This is a genomic window from Alcanivorax sp. HI0083 (assembly GCF_001635175.1).
The window spans coordinates 1-18,422 of the sequence record NZ_LWFX01000198.1 but is presented as its reverse complement, the minus strand read 5'-3'; the positions used below and the strand labels follow the sequence as shown (position 1 = coordinate 18,422).

The following is an 18,422-nucleotide window of genomic DNA, read 5'->3' as shown; positions in this document are numbered from 1 at the left end:
TGCGCCGGCTTGGCGCCCGGTACGGGACCATCGAACAGCGTTGTGGGGTCCTGGATACCTTGGTGATGGCTCGCCAGAAACATCCGGGACAGAAAAATAACCTGGATGCGTTGTGCCGTCGGTATTTCGTGGAAAACGGCCACCGTGAACTGCACGGCGCCTTGCTGGATGCTGAAATTCTGGCGGACGTTTATCTGGCCATGACCGGCGGGCAGACCCGCCTGTCTCTGGGCGGGAACGATGGCAGTGAACAGGGAGGTGATGCCACTGCAGAAGCGATCAGACGTTTGAGTGCAGACCGCCCGGCGCTTGCCGTCGTTCGTCCCAGTGAAACTGAGATACAGCGCCACAACGACAAGCTGACCGCCATTGCGGGCAAGAATGGTGGGCCTACCGTGTGGCAGAGCCTGACAGAGGATGACACGCCACTGCAGTAGCAGTTACAACAACAGCATTGTATTAACAGGCCATGCCGCTAGCGTGGCATTTTCTGGGCTCCTGCCCTCTAGCTTCGCGATTTCCACCTCTTTACACCGGCAAGCCGGGGCAAATCAGTGTCCCGGGATGACCGGTGTTTCCTGCAGGTCGTCCACCTGGTGGTGCTGAATCCAGCCATTCTCGTACATGTAGTTAGTGGCAGGTTCTAGCGCGGTGGCCGTCATGATCAGGCCGGTAATCGACATCACAATAGTGTACGGCAAAGCCATGACCACCATGCGCCCATAGGATAACCGCACCAATGGCGCCAGTGCCGAGGTGAGCAGGAACAGGAAGGCTGCCTGACCGTTAGGGGTGGCCACAGACGGGATGTTGGTGCCAGTGTTAATGGCGACGGCCAGCAGATCGAATGTATCCCGGTCAATCTCACTCTTCAGCAGGGCCTGCCCGACTTCATCCACATATACCGTGGCTACAAAGACGTTGTCAGAGACTGCCGACAATACACCATTGGCCATGTAGAAGGCGGGGCCTTGAACGTGTTTGTCCAGGGTCAGCACATATTCAATAACCGGCGCGAAAAGCTGTTGGTCGGCAATGACCGCCACCACGGCGAAAAACACGGTGAGCAGGGCCGTGAACGGCAGGGCCTCTTCAAAGGCTGCTCCCAGGCGATGTTCTTCGATAATCCCGGTGAAGGAGGTGGCCAGAATGATGACGGTGAGCCCTACCAGGCCCACAGAAGCGGCGTGGGTGGCCAGACCGATCACCAGCCACACGGCTGTGATGGCTTGAATCACCAGTGCCGCCCGGTTTTGCGGGGTGCGCTTACGGTCCTGTTCCAGGGCGTACTGACGCATGATTCCACGCACTTTCTCAGGAATGTCTTCGCCGTAACCAAAGCTGCCGCTGATTTCCAGAAAGATGCAGGTCAGTAGACCCATTGCCAGCACCGGCAGGGTAATTGGGGCCATACGCAGGAAGAATTCGCCGAATTCCCAGCCCGCCTTGTTGGCAATCAACAGGTTTTGGGGTTCGCCTACCAGGGTGCAAACGCCGCCCAGTGCGGTGCCCACCGCCGCGTGCATCAGCAGGCTGCGCAGAAATGAGCGGAAGCGACGCAGGTCTTCGCGGTGCAGCTCTTCCACGGCGGTGTCGTCACCGTGGTCGTGTTTCTGCTGGAACGTCTTGCCGGAGGCTACCTTGTGGTAAATGCCATAAAAGCCGGTGCATACGGCAATGACCACGGCGGTAACCGTTAGCGCGTCAAGAAAGGCGGAGAGCAGGGCAGCGGCCGCACAGAACAGCAGACTCAGCGTCACTTTGGATTTCACGCCCAGCAGCAGACGGGTGAACATGAACAGCAGCAGATCTTTGAGGAAGAAAATCCCGGCAACCATGAAGATCAACAGCAACATCACCTCGATATTGCCCACCACCTTGTGCAGCACGGTATCAGCGGAGGTGAGGCCGATCATGACCGCTTCAATGGCCAGCAGGCCGCCGGGTTGCAGGGGGTAGCACTTGAGCGCCATGGCCAGGGTGAAAATGAACTCGGCCAGCAGCAGCCAGCCCGCCGTCACCGGGCCCAGGGCCAGGGCCACCAGGGGGTTGATCAGCAGGAAGGCAACGATGGTGTATTTGTACCAGGCGGGGGCCTGCCCCAGGAAGTTCTGAATAAAGGCGCGGCCTAGCGTGGCTGACATGACGAGTTCCTGCTGAACGGCAAATGGGAAAGGGCGCCCAGCTCGGATGAAGCACGCCAAACTCGGGCGCGGCAATGATAAGGACTTGGCTTGCCCCAGTACAGTGCAAAGGGGTGGCAATTTGCCCTGGATCAATGGAGGGATTGACGCAGCCGGTTGGCGCACGTAACGCGAAACCGTGTCTGGCCACGGGGAGGAGTGTGGGCAGGTTAACAAATCATCAATAAATCAGTTGCTTACAAATGAAAGTTGACGCAGTCTTTGATGACGTGCAAAAGTTGATGCGCCTTGTTTTACAATCCTGTTTTGACGATTGCGGGTGTATCCGGGGGTTTGCGCGCCTAACGAACGAACCCGATGATAATAACAGTTTGGTGCTTGCGGAGAGTCCATGGTTGCCATAACAAACACCACCTCCCTGACTTTTCTCAAGGAAGCGATAGATACCACCCTGACGGAAGCTGAAAACCAGCTTGAAGCGTTTTCGGACGACCATAGCCGCCAGGATGAGTTGCAGCATTGCGCGCAAGCCTTTCAGCAACTCCGCGGTATCTGCCAGGTGGTTGAGCTGCCTGCAGCAGCTTTAATGAGTGAAGAAATGGCGCTGGCCGCTCGGGAGCTACAGGAAAAAGTGTCTGAGGCCCGCATCCAGGCGTTGAGTAATGCGATTGTCCTGCTGACCCGTTATTTTGACTATGTGCAGCTGAAAAACCGCACACTTCCTGCCTTGCTGATTGGTGGGATTAATGAACTGCGGCGCTCCGGTGGAAAAGGCCTGATTCAGGAGAGCCATTTCTTTAGTGCCGACCTGTCCCGTCAGCGTGCACCTGAAGCTCCCCAGCGAGAGCTATCGGTTAGCGAACTGTCAGACCTGTCCCGTCGCCTGCGGCATATGTACCAGGTCGGGTTGCTGGGGGTTCTGCGTGGGCAAGGCAATGCCACTAATCTCAAGTTGATGGCCCGGGCGCTGGTGCGCCTGGATCGTGCGGCTGGTCAATGCGGTCTAAGCCGCTTTCTGTGGGTGGCCCAGGCCGTACTGACAGCCATGTACTGCGACCAGATGGCGATTACGCCTGCTCGTAAAGCCCTGCTATCCCAATTCGATCGTCAGCTCAAAAAACTGGTTTACGATGGTGACCAGGCGGTGACGGAAGAGGCGCCACTGCTGTTGATCAAGGAAAGTCTGTTTATCGTTTCGCTATCCGCTGAAGATAGCGGCACCATTGGCGATGTGAAGCAGGCTTTTGGTCTGAAGTCCGAGGTTAGTGACACCGTATTGCAGCGTGAGCTGGCATTGATGACCGGTGCCAGCGGCTCGGTGATTCGTTCTGTGGCCACGGCCATGCGCGATGAAATTGCGGATTTGAAGGAAAGCCTGGATTTGGCTTCCCAGGGCGTTGCCGACACCAATTACCAGTCGGTTGCTGCCAGCCTGAATCGCCTGGGCAGTACCCTGGACATGATCAACAAGGATGACGAATCCCGGGCAATCAAATTGCGCGCCCGGGAAGTGTCGAAATGGGCCCCAGATCAGAATGTGGAAGGAGAGGCTTTTCATGGGCTGGTCGATGACCTGCTGATCGTGGAAAACGTGGTGGCGGGCCTGGAGCGTAGTATCAGCCCGGAAGATGATGTCCACCGCACTGCCAACAACACCAATATTTCCCTGTATCAACTGGATGACGCTCGCATGACGGTGGTGGGCGAGTGCCGCGCCGGCCTGGCATTGGCCAAGCGCTCCATCTCCTCGTTCATGGATAACAACTGGGATGCCATGCATCTGTCCAACCTGCCAGGCACGTTCGCCTCGATTGCGGGTGGCCTGATGTTCCTGGAACTGGATCGTGCCAAGGCCGTTACCGAGGCATGCCATAAATACATCAGCAACCGGCTGCTAAGCGGTGATCAGGTGCCGACCCGGGAAAACATGGAAACCCTGGCTGATGCGCTGACCGGGGTGGATTACTACCTGGAAAGCATGGAAGAGCAGAAACCCATTGGTGATGGCGTGCTGGAGGTGGCTGAGGAAAGCATGAATGCATTAGGCTTTCCGGTGTCGAAAGTCGCCTGAGTCTACGCCGCATGAACAACGTCGCATGAGACAGCCATGATTGATCTTTCCAGCCCGGAACCCCAGGACGCTGATAGCGCCCGCTGTTATGTCATCCATGATCAGGATGTGCTCATTTCTACCCAGGCGGGCTGGCAGTTCCCGGAACTGCCAGCCAAGTGGCTTCGCCAACACCCGGATTACCATTTTTTGGGTTTTCTTTCCGGTCAGCCCTGCTATGTCTGCGAACTCTCCCGTCATGAATTCGATGATGGTCAGCTACAACGTGTGCCACTGCGCCGCCTGATCGGGGCCACGCTCAGTGATGCCGAATTTTCCATGGCCAGCCGGGCCCTGCAGTTTTTGAGCTGGCGCCAGAATCACCGTTTTTGTAGTCGTTGCGGCTCTCCCACCGAACCGCATCCCCGTGACCTGGCGATGACCTGCGCCGGTTGCGGTTATTTCCAGTACCCACGAATCACTCCCTGCATCATTACCCTGGTCACCAAGGGTGAGCACGCGCTGCTGGGGCGGTCTGCCCGTTTTCCCGAGGGGTTTTATTCCTGCCTTGCCGGGTTTATGGAAGCGGGCGAAACCGCAGAGCAGGCGCTGGCGCGGGAGGTTATGGAAGAAAGTGGTATTTCAGTAAAGAACCTGGAGTACCTGAACAGTCAGTCGTGGCCGTTTCCCCATTCCCTGATGCTGGGATTCATGGCGGAATATGCGGGCGGAGAAATTCGCATTGATGACGACGAAATCGTTGATGCCGCCTGGTTTCATTATCAGGATCTTCCCATGGTGCCGCCGCCGGGCAGTATTGCCCGTTCACTGATAGATCAATGGATCGCGCGTTTCTAGAAGGATTTGAGCATGAATTACACCTTGGCACCCTTGGTGCTTATCGCTTTCAGTCTCCTGTTCGTCTTGTTGGGCGCCTGGATATTGCTGCGCCAAAAGTGGGTGGTGCAGTGGCTGAAAGGCACCGCAGGGCTGCTGTTACTGTTAGTGGCTGGCTACATGAGCGTTTTTGCGCTGAATCTTTACGGCTACAAGGAATATGCCCAGGAGGTCTCGGTGGCTACGGTCAGTTTCCGTGAATCCGGTGAGCAATCCTTCATTGCCACGGTCACCCGCACGGACGGGAGTGCTGAGGACTTCCGGTTGAAAGGGGATCAGTGGCAACTGGATGCGCGGATCATCAAGTGGAAGATGCCGTTCAGTTTGCTTGGTTTGAAGCCGGGCTATCAACTGGATCGTATCCAGGGCCGCTATTATGCGCTGGAAGATGAGCGCTCCCGCGACCGCACGGTCTACAGCCTGCACCGCGACCCGGTTGGCCTGGATGTGTGGTTGTTGGCAAAGGAAGGCTGGAGCCTGATTATTGATGCCCGCTACGGTAGCGCAGCTTACCTGCCCATGGCCGATGGCGCCTTGTTTCAAGTCAACGTGGGGCCCACCGGGCTGGTGGCCCGTCCTATGAACGGCAGTGCCCAGCAAGCCATTTCTGGTTGGGACTGATCCTCCATACCGCCAGCGGGGATGCTCCGCTGGCGTGTTTCCTGTCTTGGCACGCGCTGCGCTGCCCGATCTTTGTCCTCCCTTGATTACCCCAATGGCTCTGGCTTATGTAGAATCAGCGGGAGTTTGAGTTCCCTGAATTGACTGGCGCCGCGCGCCGGATCCCCTGGAGAGTAGATAAACAGTGATCGCGTTTTTAATGGAATACGGCATGTTTCTGGCCAAAGTCGCCACCCTGGTAGTGGCGATTTTGTTTATTTTGGGCGGCATTGCGGCAGCAGCGTCGCGTAACCGGGGCAAGGGCGACCAGGATGGCGAGTTGAAAGTCCGCCATCTCAATGATGAGTTCGACGATCTTAAGGAGTCCCTGGAAAGGGAAATCATTCCGGAGGCTCAGCGTAAGAAGGCTGATAAAGCCAAACGCAAACAGGAAAAGCTGGAAGCCAAGCAGAAAAAGAAAGCCGGTACCGAAGACAAGACCCTGCCGCGCCTGTTTGTGCTTGATTTCAACGGCGACGTTCAGGCCAGTGGCGTGGATCACCTTCGCCGTGAAATTACCGCCATTTTGCAGGTCGCCAGCCAGGATGACGAAGTGCTGGTTCGCCTGGAAAGTCCGGGTGGGCTGGTGCACAGCTATGGGCTGGCGTCCTCGCAACTGCGCCGTATCCGTAATCAGGGCATCAAGTTGACCATTGCGGTGGATCAGGTGGCCGCCAGCGGGGGTTATATGATGGCGTGTATTGCTGATCGTATTGTCGCCGCGCCTTTTGCGATTATTGGCTCCATTGGTGTGGTCGCGCAGATTCCGAACTTTCATCGCCTACTCAAGAAAAATGATATTGATGTGGAGTTGATGACCGCCGGTGAGTACAAGCGCACCATGACCATGCTGGGTGAAAATACCGAGAAAGGCAGGGCCAAGTTCCAGGAAGAGCTGGAAGATACCCATCAGTTGTTTAAAAGCTTCGTGCGCGATAACCGCCGTGGGCTGGACCTGGACAAGGTTGCCACCGGCGAGCACTGGTTCGGTAGCCAGGCAAAGGAGCTGGGTCTTGTTGATGAAATCATGACCAGCGATGAGCTGTTACAACTTCGCAAAGACAGCCAGACTCTCTACCAGGTCGAGTGGGAAGCGAAGCGCAAGCTGGGCGAGAGGCTGGGATTCTCGCTGGAAGCAACCTTGCATCGGGTGCTGGAAAAATTCTGGCACCGTGGTAGCCAGCGCCAGATCCATTAATTTTATTTATACCGAGCACCGCAGAGGAGTGGCCCATGAGTTTTCAGGCATTACAAACCCGCGAAACGGATACCGGCTATACCAACTCGCTGGTAGAGCGCGAACTGAGTGAACTGGGTGAAGGCGGTGTATTGGTACGAGTTCAGTGGTCATCCCTGAACTATAAGGACGCGCTGTCGGCCACCGGCAACAAGGGCGTCACCCGCAAGTTTCCCCACACGCCGGGTATTGATGCCGTGGGTGTGGTTGAAGAGGCCAGTGATGGCCCGTTCAGCGTGGGCGATGCAGTGATTTGCACCGGCTATGATCTGGGCATGAACACCGATGGTGGCTATGCGGAATATATCCGCGTGCCTGCGGAATGGTTGGTGCCTCTACCGGATGGCCTGGCGCCTCGTGATGCCATGCTCTTGGGTACCGCAGGCTTGACTGCGGCACTGAGTGTGGAATCGCTACTCGACACGGGTGTTAACCCGGATCAGGGTCCGGTGCTGGTGACTGGCGCTACTGGCGGCGTAGGCAGTGTCTGCGTGGCGATTCTGGCCAAGCTGGGGTTTGAGGTGGTCGCCGTCAGCGGTAAAACGGATGTCAGTGAATGGCTGGCGGCTCTTGGCGCCGCGCGGATTATTGACCGTGAGGCGTTTCTGGAAAGCGCGGTCAAGCCGATGGCTAAAGAGCAATGGGCTGGTGCGGTGGATTGCGTCGGTGGTGAGATGCTTGCCGCTGCCCTCAAGGGCCTCAAGTATGGTGGCAGTGCGACATGCTGCGGGCTGGCTGGATCACCCAAACTGGAGATGACGGTATTTCCGTTCATTCTGCGTGGCGTCAACTTGCTGGGGGTGGATAGTGTTGAGTTGCCCTGCGAGATCAAACAGCAAATGTGGCAGCTATTGGCTGATGAGTGGATGCCGAGAGAGCTTGCGCTGCTGGAGGCTGCAGAAACGGATCTTGCTGGTGTGACCGATTGGATAGATCGTATTCTGGCAGGCGGGGTTCGCGGGCGAGTTGTAGTGAAACTGCCATGACAATAGCAGGCCTCCGAGCTTAAACAGAGCTGGCAAAAGGTAAAAAGCGCGGTTTATCCGCGCTTTTTTATTTGTGCACTTTTGTCAGCTAAAGCATGCTGTTTAGGGTAACAGGATGTGATGTAGTTTTGAGTGTAAAGGACGCTTATGAACGAGTCTCACTGGTTGAAAATAGCCCTGAGCCTGGATGGGCAGGGCGGGGCTAGTGCGTTTGATGCGCAGGTGCCGTTAACCGAAACCTCTCCATATTGGGTGCACCTGGATTATACCCAGCCGCAGAGTCAGCAGTGGCTTGAGCGGCAATCCATTCCGCCGGTGGTGATTTCGGCGCTCACCGCCATGGAAACGCGGCCTCGTGCCACGGAGGTGGCGGGTGGTCTGCTGGTGTATCTGCGCGGGGTGAACCTCCACCCTGGAGCGCGCCCTGAAGACATGATTGCCCTGCGATTGTGGGTCGGCCCCCAAGGCATGATCAGCACCCAGAAACGGACATTGCTGTCGCTGGTGACGGTGCAAGAAGAGCTGGATGCTGGTGAGGGCGCTGTCGGTATCCCGGGCCTGGTCGCACGGCTTGTGGATCAGCTGATCTGGCGAATGGAAGACGTGATCGAAAATCTGGAATCCGAGGTGGAGGACTGTGCATTGTCCATTGAGGAGACGCCGACCATTAGTCTGACTCCACGTCTCAGCCAGATTCGTCGTCGCTCTATTACGTTGCGACGTTTTTTTGCGCCGCAGCGTGAAGCGTTGGCCCGGTTGCAGAACGAAACCATGTTCACCGGTGGCGATGCCTTGTTGCTTCGTGAGGCCGGTGATCGCTTGCAGCGTCTGCTGGAAGATCTGGATGCGGCCCGTGAGCATGCCACCTTGTTGCAGGAGGAGGTTTTCTCGGTACAAAACGAAGCTATCAACGACCGCATGTATCTACTGGCGATGATCTCGGCGTTGTTTCTCCCGTTGGGTTTTCTTACCGGGCTGTTCGGGATCAATGTGGGAGGCCTGCCAGGTGTTGAAGATCCTGCGGGGTTCTGGTGGTTTATGGCGGGAATTGGTGTAGTCAGTGTGGGGGTACTGGTATGGATGCGAAAACGCCGCTGGCTTTAATGCGACAGCGGCGTTTTCCCGGAACGAAGGCTTTTTGAAGACTAGCCGCGCCGATAGAGAGGGCGTGGTTCGTTCACGTCACCCTGGTAGGTGACGCTGAAGTCGTTCAGGCCTTCAAGTGCTTCTTCGATGCTGCGATCTTCACGCACTTCAAACGCGTTGAAGCCGCAACGGGTCATGTAGAAAAGCTGGTCACGGAGTACGTCACCGGTGGCTCTCACTTCACCTTTAAAGCCGTAGCGGGTACGGAGCTCCCGAGCGTAGGAATAGCCGCGGCCGTCCTTGAATGCCGGGAAATGGATGGCGACCAAGGGCAGGGCGGCCAGGTCGTCTTCCAGGTCTTTCGGTTCTTCGCCCGGCGCCAGCCACACGGCCACATCACCACGGTTGAGCAGGGCATCACGGTGTGCCTGCCAGTAGGCCAGCGGCACAATGATCTTGCCGGAAGGCAGCTCAGCTTCCAGCGCCTCACCCTCAAGGCGTTGCCACTGGTTATCCACGATGGCGCCATCAATGATTACCTTACCCATAGATGCGCTCCTTGAACGGGTCCATGCCAATACGCTCGTAGGTGTCGATAAACGGCTCGTTTTCGAGGCGTTTTTCCACATAGAACTTGATGATTTTTTCTACCACATCGGTGATTTCTTCGGACTCGAAGGACGGGCCCATTTTCTCGCCCACACGGGACAGCTTGTCGCCGCGGCCGCCCAGCGTGACCTGGTAGAATTCCTTGCCTTTCTTGTCGACACCCAGGATGCCGATGTGGCCGATATGGTGGTGACCACAGGCATTCATGCAGCCGGAAATGTTCAGGTCCAACGGGCCCAGATCGTGGACATAGTCCATGTCGTCGAAACGGCGTTGAATGGATTCAGCAACAGGGATGGATTTTGCGTTTGCCAGCGCACACAGATCGCCACCGGGGCAGGCCACGATGTCGGTGAGCAGGCCCAGGTTCGGTGTGGCAAAACCCAGTGCATCCAGCGCTTTCCATAGATCATACAAGTCGTTGGCGGCCACGTCGGACAGCACCATGTTCTGTTGGTGGCTGTTGCGAAGCTCGCCAAAGCTGTATTTGTCAGCCAGATCGGCCACGGCCTCCAGCTGCTCGTCACTGATATCACCAGGGACGCGGCCGGTGCGTTTGAGTGTCAGGGTAACGGCACGATAACCGGCCTGTTTGTGGGCGCGGGTATTGGTGTGGAACCAGCGGCTAAAGGCCTTGTCTTCGGCCAGCTTGGCATCCAGCGCGGCCGTATCGACGCTTTGGTAATCCGGGTCGGTGAAGCAGCCCTTGATACGAGCTACTTCTTCGGCGGTCAGGGTCATCTCGCCGCCTTTCAGCTCGGCGAATTCCTGTTCCACCAGTTCGCGGTATTTCTCAGCGCCCAAGGCTTTCACCAAAATCTTGATGCGAGCCTTGTACTTGTTGTCGCGGTTACCGTACTTGTTGTAAACCCGCAAAATAGACTCAAGGTAAGCCAGCAGGTCCTGCCACGGAACAAATTCACCGATTATGGCACCGGTCATGGGGGTGCGGCCCAGGCCGCCGCCAGCCCATACCTGGAAGCCGGTTTCGCCGTTGGCACCGTGGACCAGTTGCACACCGATATCGTGCACGCCGATCAAGGCCGGATCGGCGTCGGGTACAGCGTTCACGGCAATCTTGAATTTACGGGGCAGATAGGCGAATTCCGGATTGAAGGTGGACCACTGGCGAATGATCTCGCACCAGGGGCGCGGGTCTTCAATCTCTTTGGGATTAACGCCTGCGAATTCGTCGGTGGTGATATTACGGATGCAGTTGCCACTGGTTTGAATGGCATGCATTTGTACGTCGGCCAGTTCCGCCAGAATGTCCGGCACTTCTTCAACCGAAGGCCAGTTCAGCTGAATGTTCTGGCGGGTGCTGACATGGCAGAACCCCTTGTCGTAGGTCCGCACGATGTGCGCCAGACGACGCAGTTGGCGACTTGCCAACAGGCCATAAGGAACGGAAATACGCAGCATGGGCGCATAACGCTGAATGTAGAGGCCATTCTGCAGGCGAAGTGCCAGAAACTCGTCTTCGCTGAGCTCATTGGCGAGAAAACGGCGGGTCTGGTCGCGATACTGCGCCACCCGCTCCTCCAGCAACCGTTGATCGTATTCCTGATAGACGTACATGGGACTGTATCACCGTCCTTAAATGCTTAAAATTCAATAGGTAAGCGTCGCTCCCGGAGGGAGCAGAGCGGCACTCTAGCAAAGCGCCCTTATAGTGAAAAGAAATATCTTGGCATATCTCTATTACGTAGGGCTATTTAGCTGCGGCATCCAGCACCAGATTCACGGTCACCACCATGCCGATCACCAGTGCCAAAACCAGCACCACATACACGCCGATAAAGTTGCCCGCATCGCCCTTGGTAAAGTCGCGTTCCCGGTTTTTGCTGCTTTGCACGCCGAGAAGGCCGGCCAGAATGCTGTGAATCGTCTGCCAGAGTGTGGGCTTGCCGTCATCGGGCTCGTGAGCCTGATCCTGTGAGGGGTGTTGGTCTGACATGGGTAATCCTGTGTTTTGGCTGAAGGCTAAACGTTGGATGCCGGCCGCGTATAACACACACGCGTCACCGGGGGGGCATATTGTACCCCTGCGAGCGGCCTGGCGACAGCATCATGCAGGCAGACTTGAATTGAGTGTGTGGCGTCGCCATTGCAACTGGTGAGTACCTGACTAAAATAGTCAGGAAATGAGGTCGGCGTCCACCGCCGCTTTTACCTCTTACGCTGTTTATTGCGTATGGGTTCATTCATACCGACCAGGAATCATGATGGCAGAGCAGTTGATCGACATTACCGAAACCGCCCAGGATTACTTGCGTGACTTGCTGAGCAAGCAGGATCAGGCCGAGATTGGTGTGCGTATCTTTGTCGAGCGCCCAGGCACCCCGCATGCGGAATGCTGTATGGCCTATTGCCCGGAGGGCGAACAGGAAGAAAGTGATGTTCGCTATGACTATGAAGGATTCCATGCCTGGATCGAGGGTAAGAGCGTTCGCTATCTAGAAGACGCGGTTATCGACTACAAGAAAGACAGCATGGGAGGCCAGCTGACGTTCCGTGCACCCAAGTCCCGTGTGCCGGATATCAGCGAAGATGCCACCATCGAAGAAAAGATCAACTACGTACTGTACGCCGAGATCAACCCGAACCTGGCCGCCCATGGCGGCAGTGTGCAGCTGCTGGAACTGACCGAGGACAACGTGGCCGTGCTGGAATTCGGCGGCGGCTGCCAGGGCTGTTCTGTGGTGGATGTGACGCTGCGCGACGGGGTAGAGAAAACCCTGCAGGAGCGGATTCCAGAGCTGGCCGGTGTGCGGGACAAGACGGACCACTCGGTGACCGACAACGCGTATTACAGCTAACGGCTATGAGCTTCTAGTATCTAGCTTCTAGAAAAGCAAAAAACGCAGCCTTGGGCTGCGTTTTTTGCTTTTATGGATCTTGTTTTTTTACTCGTTGCTGGCAGCTCGCCGTTCGCAGCTATTCTTTACCCACACTGCGGGTTTCGGCCTGCGGCTTTCGCCTGGTTATACAGCGGCATAACCTCCGGGATGCGTGCCTGCAGCCCATTGATACGGGTGCTATTGGAGGGGTGAGTGGACATGAATTCAGGCGGCTCGTTGCCGTTGGCCGCGTTCATGTTCTGCCACAGAGATACACTCTGACGCGGATCAAAGCCGGCCTGTGCCATCAGTTGCAGACCTATGATATCGGCCTCGGCTTCATGTTTGCGGCTGAAAGGCAGTGCCAGCCCATATTCGGCGCCAACGCCAAGCGCGGCCAATACGCCTTGTTTGGTGGCGCTGTCCTCTCCCGCAAGCGCGCCAAGTACCTGCATGCCGCTCTGGGTGGCGTATTGAAGTGACATGCGCTCATTGGAGTGTTGTGCCTGCACATGGCCGATTTCATGGCCAATCACTGTGGCGAGCTGACTCTGGTTGTTGGCCACTTTCAGCAAGCCCGTGTTCACTCCGATCTTGCCGCCTGGCAGGGCAAACGCATTGGCGCTGTCGTCCTGGAAGAGGTTGACTTCCCATTGCTGGGAGCCATCCAGGGTGGCAGTGATCGCCGTGGTCACACAGCGGACATAAGCCGTCTGCTGCTGGCTGCTGCTCAGCGGTTTTTCATCTTTCATCTGGGAATAGGCGGTGACACCCATTTCATCCATCTGGTCCGCGGGCAGCAACAGAAACTGCTGGCGACCCAGTGGAGAGGTGGCACAGGCGGCGAGGCTGCCAGCAAGCACGCCAAGGGTGAGAAATTTACGCAACGTCATTGTCTATTTTACTCCCATTCCCGAAGGAAACGTCGGGACACGAACATTAGCCAGCCAGCCCAGCCGGCACTTGAGAGAAAGATAATAAAGCCAAACACCGAGATTCCCCAAGGGGCAGGGGGCACTCGGCCGCTCAACATGATGGCGCCGGCCAGTAATCCACCGGTTACCAGCAGGGTTTGGACCTGTCTGTACTGACCGCGTTCAATCCGTGTGATCAGCCGTTCCAGATGACGAGGATCAATGCCTGCCTCACCGGGAGCGGCCTGGCCCGGTACGGGGGGCGGCGCATAGACCTTGTCGACCACATCGAGCGCTCGCAGGCTCAGGCTCTTTGCCAGGCGAACCGGGGAATAGCGTGTGCGGATCATTCGCTTGAGTAGCGGCTCGGCCTCACTCATCAGGTCGAATTGCGGGTTCAGTAGTCGGCCAAAACCTTCCAGGGTAATGATGGCCTTGATAAACAGCGCAATATCGCTGGGCAATACCAGGTTGTGATTGCGTACCAGCGCGGTGATGTCATTGAGCAGGGCGGTGATATCCAGCTGGGAAATGGACACGCCGTGGTACTGGCTAATCACGTCTTCCACGTCGGACACAAGCTGGTCGAACTTGATGGGTTGCCCGTCGGACCAGCCAGACAGTACACCGGCGCATTGCTCGGCCTCACGCAGCACCACGGCGCGGGTAATCTGCAGAATCTGCTCGCGGCGGCTGTGGCTGAGTTTGCCGACCATGCCGAAATCCAGCATGGCAATGCGGTTTCCCGACATGATGATAAAGTTGCCGGGGTGCGGATCGGCATGGAAAAAGCCGTCCTCCAGAGCCATTTTCCAGGCGGCCAGAGCACCTCGGCGTGCGATTAATTCCCGGTCCAGCCCGGCGTCATCGAGCCGCTCCACGGCTTTTGCCGGAATGCCTTCGATATGCTGCTGCACCTGCACGGTAGGAGATGAAAGGTCCCAATATACTTTGGGAATCTGCAGCCACTTGAACTGTCGCAGGTTCTTACGGATACGGTCTGCGTTGCGCGCTTCAATGGTGAAATCCAGTTCCCGGGTGAGCGACCGCTTGAATTCGCGTACCAGTTCTACAGGCCGGTAGCGCCGCAATTCAACGGAATTGTCGGCGGCCAGTTTGGCCAGCTGGTCGAGTAAACGCAGGTCCGAATCAATTTTGTCACGGATGCCGGGTTTCTGAACTTTCAACACCACTTTCTGACCACGGCGAGTCAGTGCGCTATGCACCTGGCCGATGGAAGCCACACCGATCGGCTCCGGATCTATGCGGGCAAAGAGGCTGTCGACAGGTTTTCCCAGCGAGGCCTCAATGTCAGCCTTGAGCGAATCGAATGGTACCGCCTGGGCCTGGTCCTGCAGCTTCTCGAATTCGGCAATCCAGTCCATGGGGAACATGTCCACGCGGGTTGCCAGCACCTGACCAAGCTTGACGAAGGTGGGGCCCATTTCCTCCATGGCATGGCGCAGGCGTTCAGCAGTGCCCATGCGCAACATATCCGGCTTCATGCTGCTACGAACCAGCTTCCCCGCATGCTCTACCGGGGTGGAAAGCCCCAGTCGCCGAATCACGTCCGCAAACCCGTATTTGAGCAGGATTGCCGCCAGTTCATTCATGCGCAGTAGATCTTTGCCTGTGTGCAAAAGGTTCACAACATTGTCCCTGTAGGCTGGGCTGTGATGCCCGTTCGAAGGCGTTGTCGCAAGGTTGCAACAAGTGGCCGGTAAAACGTCTGCCTGGGCCGTTAAGGGGCCTTAACCGGCTATTAACAGCATTATCGGTTTTCTGGCAAGATGCCATGGTAATCACTGCAAGGGAACCTCTGAATAACTCCTTGCATGCTCAGTCTTTCAGGCTGGCTCGCAATCTAGGCGCGATTTTGAAGGTGTCCCCTAACTGGGATCGAGATATGTCCATCCATCGAAAAAACGCAACGACGAGTGCGGGCCAGCCTGGAAGACCCGGAGGGCGTGGCCTGAAGCGCACATCTGCTGCGCCTTGCCTTTAGGAAAGGGAGCCACCCTGTCCGTCAAGACAAGACTCAACAGCTGCACGCTTCAGGCCACGCTGAGTACGCAAGGAGTTATTCAGAGGTTCCCAAGGTAAAGCGCAAACATGTCTGAACACTATTTACGCGATGATCTGGTTGAAGTCCGCAACAGTGAGGTCCACGGCCGGGGGCTTTTTGCCAGCCGGGATATCGCCCGCAATACCGAATTGGGGCAGTGCAAGGTTAAGCCTGCAAAGGGTAGCGGCCCTTATGTGTTGTGGCTGGATGATGAGGGCGAGGAGCGCTATCGGGTGTTGTGCGATTTACGTTTCATCAATCATAACAAGCGCGCCAATGTTGCCTATTATGATGATTTGACGGTGGTGGCGCTGAAGAAAATCAAGGCCGGTGACGAGCTGTTTCACGATTACGGCGAAGAGTGGACCTGAACTAGAATGGGCAGCGGGAAGTGAATTCCTGCCACAGGCCTGTGACGGGGTGATTGAACGCGAGCCATTCGGCGTGCAGCAGCAGGCGCGGGCTGAGGGCTTCGATTTCGGGTGGGGCATACATGTCGCAGCCGATGATCGGGTGGCCAAGCTCGCGACAATGAATGCGCAGCTGGTGGCTGCGACCGGTGACGGGACTGAGCAGCAACCGGGTCCGGTTGCCGGGAATGTCCCGCTCCAGCACCCGGTAGTGAGTTAAGGCGTTTTTACCGGTTTCGTGGCAGACCTTCTGCAAGGGGCGGTTTGGCCAGTCCGCAATCAACGGCAGGTCGATACTGCCGCTGTCGTGCTCCACAAGACCATGCACAACGGCCTGATAGCGTTTTTGCACCGTGCGAAGCTGGAATAGCCGGCTCAGTCTGCTTTGCGCCTGGGCGGTGAGAGCAAACACCATGATCCCCGAGGTATCTAGGTCCAAACGATGTACCAGGCGAATGTCTGCATACTGGGCCTGCAAGCGGCGGACCGCGCAATCCTTGTTCTCCGGCGCACGGCCAGGAACGCTTAACAGGTATGCGGGTTTGTTGATCAGCAGAATGTGGGCATCCCGATACACCGTCCCCACGCGCTCGTGGCACAGGGGGACAATGTAGTAGGACGCATTGTCAGCCCCAGAGGATGTGGAAGACATCGCTGTACTGTTCGGCAAAGTGGACGGTGAGTCCCTGTTTCAAGTAGTCGGGCAGTTCATCAAAATCCCGACGGCAGGCCTCCGGAAGAATCACTTCCTTGATCCCCACGCGGCGTGCCGCAATGACTTTTTCGCGGATGCCGCCAACCGCCAATATTTGACCGGTGAGGGTCAGCTCCCCGGTCATGGCAACCTTGCGCGGTACCCGTTTTTTCATCAGCAACGAGAGCAGGGCGGTGGCCATGGTGACGCCGGCACTGGGCCCATCTTTGGGCGTAGCCCCTTCAGGTACATGCAGGTGCAGGAAGGCCTCATCGAGCTGCGCCGGATCCAGGGAAAACTGCGCCAGATTACTCGCCACGTAACTGTAGGCGATCTCGGCGGATTCTTTCATCACGTCGCCCAGTTGCCCGGTCAGCTTGAATCCCCGTTGCTTGCTGTGTACCTGATTGGCTTCAATGGACAAGGTGGCGCCGCCCATGGATGTCCATGCAAGTCCGGTAACCACGCCCACGCCGCGTTGGGTTTTCTCTGTCTGGAAATACGGTTGGCCGAGGAAATCGGTCAGGTTCTTGCCGGAGATGCTGAGCTTCTTCTCGCCAGCCAACAGTTTTACTGCGGCTTTGCGGATGATCTTGTTGAGCTGTTTTTCCAGGTTCCGCACCCCGGCTTCTCTAGCATAGCCTTCCACCACATGACGCAGGGCGCTGTCGCTGATGCGCAGCTGCCCCGGCTTGACGCCGGCCCGTTCCAGGGAGCGGGGCCACAGATGTTGCCGGGCAATGGCGACCTTTTCTTCGGTGATATAACCCGACAGGCGGATCACTTCCATGCGGTCGAGCAGGGGGCCGGGAATGCTGTCCAGGGTGTTGGCCGTGCAGATGAACAAGGCGTGGCTCAGGTCCAGACGTTCATCCAGATAGTGATCCAGGAAATCCTGGTTTTGCTCCGGGTCGAGTACTTCCAGCAGCGCGGAAGCCGGGTCGCCCTGAAACGATTGGCCCAGCTTGTCGACTTCATCAAGCATGATCACCGGGTTGCTGGTGCCGGTTTCTTTCAGCGCCTGGACCAGTTTGCCGGGCATGGCGCCGATGTAGGTGCGCCGATGCCCCTTGATTTCCGCCTCGTCACGCATGCCGCCCAGACTGAAGCGGTAGAACTGGCGATCCAGCGCATCGGCGATGGATTTGCCAATGCTGGTTTTGCCCACCCCGGGCGGGCCCACCAGCAGAATGATGGAACCCTTCACTTCGCCCCGCAGGGCCCCCACGGCGAGGAACTCGATGATGCGGTCTTTCACATCATCCAGCCCGCTGTGGTGTTCGCCGAGCACTGTTTGGGCATGGCCCAGGTCCAGATTGTCATCGCTGTACTGGCCCCAGGGCACGCTGGTCAGCCAGTCGAGATAATTACGGGTCACACCGTATTCTGGCGAGCCGGTTTCCAGCACGGACAGTTTCTGTAATTCATCGTCGAAGCGTTTTTGTACCGGCTCGGGAGGGGCGAGGGCTTGCATGCGTTCACGAAAGGAGTCCGCTTCGGCGGTTTTATCGTCCTTGCTCAGGCCCAGTTCCCGCTGGATGATTTTTAGTTGCTCGCGGAGAAAGAATTCGCGCTGATGCTGGCTGACCTTCTCGTTGACCTCATCGGAAATTTCGCTTTGCAGCCGGGCAACCTCAAGCTCCTTTTTTACCAGAGTGAGGACTTTTTCCATGCGCGGCTTGAGCGGCACGGTTTCCAGAATGGTTTGTAGCTCTACGCCGTTGGCACTGGTCAGGGCGGCGGCAAAATCGGTAAGCGGCGAGGGCTCGCTTGGCGAAAAATTCTGCAGGTAGTGGCGCAACCCTTCGTTGTACAGCGGGTTGAGCGGCA

17 protein-coding genes are annotated in these 18,422 nt (G+C 57.1%); 9 read left to right on the top strand and 8 right to left on the bottom strand.

The features are described from left to right. A partial coding sequence (locus A3754_RS02155) for an exonuclease domain-containing protein (protein ID WP_255363104.1) occupies positions 1-437 on the top strand: 437 nt, incomplete at its 5' end. 114 nt (positions 438-551) lie between these two features. Here the strand turns inward: A3754_RS02155 and nhaB are convergent. Beyond that, positions 552-2,144, bottom strand: coding sequence for a sodium/proton antiporter NhaB (gene nhaB / locus A3754_RS02150; protein WP_063518733.1), 1,593 nt, complete (start codon positions 2,142-2,144; stop codon positions 552-554). Positions 2,145-2,535: 391 nt separating this feature from the next. On the opposite strand from nhaB, the gene A3754_RS02145 reads away from it, so the two are divergent. From A3754_RS02145 to A3754_RS02120, 6 genes are all read left to right on the top strand, one after another. After that, entirely contained in the window at positions 2,536-4,215 is a 1,680-nt protein-coding gene (locus tag A3754_RS02145) for a hypothetical protein (RefSeq protein ID WP_063518732.1), read from the top strand. A gap of 36 nt (positions 4,216-4,251) precedes the next feature. Then, on the top strand, positions 4,252-5,052 hold the full coding sequence (gene nudC, locus A3754_RS02140; RefSeq protein WP_063518731.1) for an NAD(+) diphosphatase: 801 nt from the start codon (positions 4,252-4,254) through the stop codon (positions 5,050-5,052). Between the two features lie 12 nt (positions 5,053-5,064). Beyond that, on the top strand, positions 5,065-5,712 hold the full coding sequence (locus A3754_RS02135) for a hypothetical protein (protein WP_063518730.1): 648 nt from the start codon (positions 5,065-5,067) through the stop codon (positions 5,710-5,712). Positions 5,713-5,896: 184 nt separating this feature from the next. After that, positions 5,897-6,949, top strand: coding sequence for a protease SohB (gene sohB / locus A3754_RS02130; RefSeq protein ID WP_156496695.1), 1,053 nt, complete (start codon positions 5,897-5,899; stop codon positions 6,947-6,949). 35 nt (positions 6,950-6,984) lie between these two features. Next, a complete protein-coding gene (locus tag A3754_RS02125; RefSeq protein WP_063518728.1) occupies positions 6,985-7,974 on the top strand; it encodes a YhdH/YhfP family quinone oxidoreductase in 990 nt (329 codons plus the stop codon). Positions 7,975-8,121: 147 nt separating this feature from the next. Then, entirely contained in the window at positions 8,122-9,078 is a 957-nt protein-coding gene (locus A3754_RS02120; RefSeq protein WP_063518727.1) for a zinc transporter ZntB, read from the top strand. A 41-nt stretch (positions 9,079-9,119) separates the two neighbouring features. Here the strand turns inward: A3754_RS02120 and A3754_RS02115 are convergent, their stop codons facing one another. From A3754_RS02115 to A3754_RS02105, 3 genes are all read right to left on the bottom strand, one after another. Then, complete coding sequence (locus A3754_RS02115) at positions 9,120-9,608, bottom strand: DUF934 domain-containing protein (protein WP_063518726.1); 489 nt, start codon at positions 9,606-9,608, stop codon at positions 9,120-9,122. Further along, entirely contained in the window at positions 9,601-11,247 is a 1,647-nt protein-coding gene (locus tag A3754_RS02110; RefSeq protein ID WP_063518725.1) for a nitrite/sulfite reductase, read from the bottom strand. The genes A3754_RS02115 and A3754_RS02110 overlap by 8 nt, the downstream gene beginning before the upstream one ends. A 133-nt stretch (positions 11,248-11,380) precedes the next feature. Next, complete coding sequence (locus A3754_RS02105; RefSeq protein WP_063518724.1) at positions 11,381-11,626, bottom strand: DUF2970 domain-containing protein; 246 nt, start codon at positions 11,624-11,626, stop codon at positions 11,381-11,383. A gap of 265 nt (positions 11,627-11,891) precedes the next feature. Here A3754_RS02105 and nfuA point away from each other — a divergent pair, with 265 nt between their 5' ends. Continuing rightward, positions 11,892-12,488, top strand: a complete 597-nt coding sequence (gene nfuA, locus A3754_RS02100) for a Fe-S biogenesis protein NfuA (protein WP_063518723.1) — start codon at positions 11,892-11,894, stop codon at positions 12,486-12,488. 125 nt (positions 12,489-12,613) lie between these two features. Here the strand turns inward: nfuA and A3754_RS02095 are convergent, their stop codons facing one another. Both A3754_RS02095 and A3754_RS02090 read right to left on the bottom strand, forming a co-directional pair. Then, positions 12,614-13,402, bottom strand: a complete 789-nt coding sequence (locus tag A3754_RS02095; protein WP_063518722.1) for a M48 family metallopeptidase — start codon at positions 13,400-13,402, stop codon at positions 12,614-12,616. 8 nt (positions 13,403-13,410) lie between these two features. Next, positions 13,411-15,072 (bottom strand): AarF/UbiB family protein, encoded by a 1,662-nt coding sequence (locus tag A3754_RS02090; protein ID WP_063518721.1) that lies wholly within the window; start codon positions 15,070-15,072, stop codon positions 13,411-13,413. A 463-nt stretch (positions 15,073-15,535) separates the two neighbouring features. Between A3754_RS02090 and A3754_RS02085 the strand changes: the two genes are divergently transcribed. Then, positions 15,536-15,859 (top strand): SET domain-containing protein, encoded by a 324-nt coding sequence (locus A3754_RS02085; RefSeq protein ID WP_007148468.1) that lies wholly within the window; start codon positions 15,536-15,538, stop codon positions 15,857-15,859. A gap of 1 nt (position 15,860) precedes the next feature. Here the strand turns inward: A3754_RS02085 and A3754_RS02080 are convergent, their stop codons facing one another. Beyond that, positions 15,861-16,550: a pseudouridine synthase gene (locus tag A3754_RS02080; RefSeq protein WP_063518720.1), complete on the bottom strand. Its 690-nt coding sequence runs from the start codon at positions 16,548-16,550 to the stop codon at positions 15,861-15,863. Next, positions 16,525-18,422: endopeptidase La (gene lon / locus A3754_RS02075; protein ID WP_063518719.1), on the bottom strand; the 1,898-nt coding region annotated here is incomplete at its 5' end. The genes A3754_RS02080 and lon, both read right to left, overlap by 26 nt.

Coding starts and splice junctions, on each gene's coding strand:
- nhaB (WP_063518733.1), bottom strand. CDS start 2,144: ATGTCAGCCACGCTAGGCCGCGCCTTTATTCAGAACTTCCTGGGGCAG.
- A3754_RS02145 (WP_063518732.1), top strand. CDS start 2,536: ATGGTTGCCATAACAAACACCACCTCCCTGACTTTTCTCAAGGAAGCG.
- nudC (WP_063518731.1), top strand. CDS start 4,252: ATGATTGATCTTTCCAGCCCGGAACCCCAGGACGCTGATAGCGCCCGC.
- A3754_RS02135 (WP_063518730.1), top strand. CDS start 5,065: ATGAATTACACCTTGGCACCCTTGGTGCTTATCGCTTTCAGTCTCCTG.
- A3754_RS02125 (WP_063518728.1), top strand. CDS start 6,985: ATGAGTTTTCAGGCATTACAAACCCGCGAAACGGATACCGGCTATACC.
- A3754_RS02120 (WP_063518727.1), top strand. CDS start 8,122: ATGAACGAGTCTCACTGGTTGAAAATAGCCCTGAGCCTGGATGGGCAG.
- A3754_RS02115 (WP_063518726.1), bottom strand. CDS start 9,608: ATGGGTAAGGTAATCATTGATGGCGCCATCGTGGATAACCAGTGGCAA.
- A3754_RS02110 (WP_063518725.1), bottom strand. CDS start 11,247: ATGTACGTCTATCAGGAATACGATCAACGGTTGCTGGAGGAGCGGGTG.
- A3754_RS02105 (WP_063518724.1), bottom strand. CDS start 11,626: ATGTCAGACCAACACCCCTCACAGGATCAGGCTCACGAGCCCGATGAC.
- nfuA (WP_063518723.1), top strand. CDS start 11,892: ATGATGGCAGAGCAGTTGATCGACATTACCGAAACCGCCCAGGATTAC.
- A3754_RS02095 (WP_063518722.1), bottom strand. CDS start 13,402: ATGACGTTGCGTAAATTTCTCACCCTTGGCGTGCTTGCTGGCAGCCTC.
- A3754_RS02085 (WP_007148468.1), top strand. CDS start 15,536: ATGTCTGAACACTATTTACGCGATGATCTGGTTGAAGTCCGCAACAGT.
- A3754_RS02080 (WP_063518720.1), bottom strand. CDS start 16,550: ATGTCTTCCACATCCTCTGGGGCTGACAATGCGTCCTACTACATTGTC.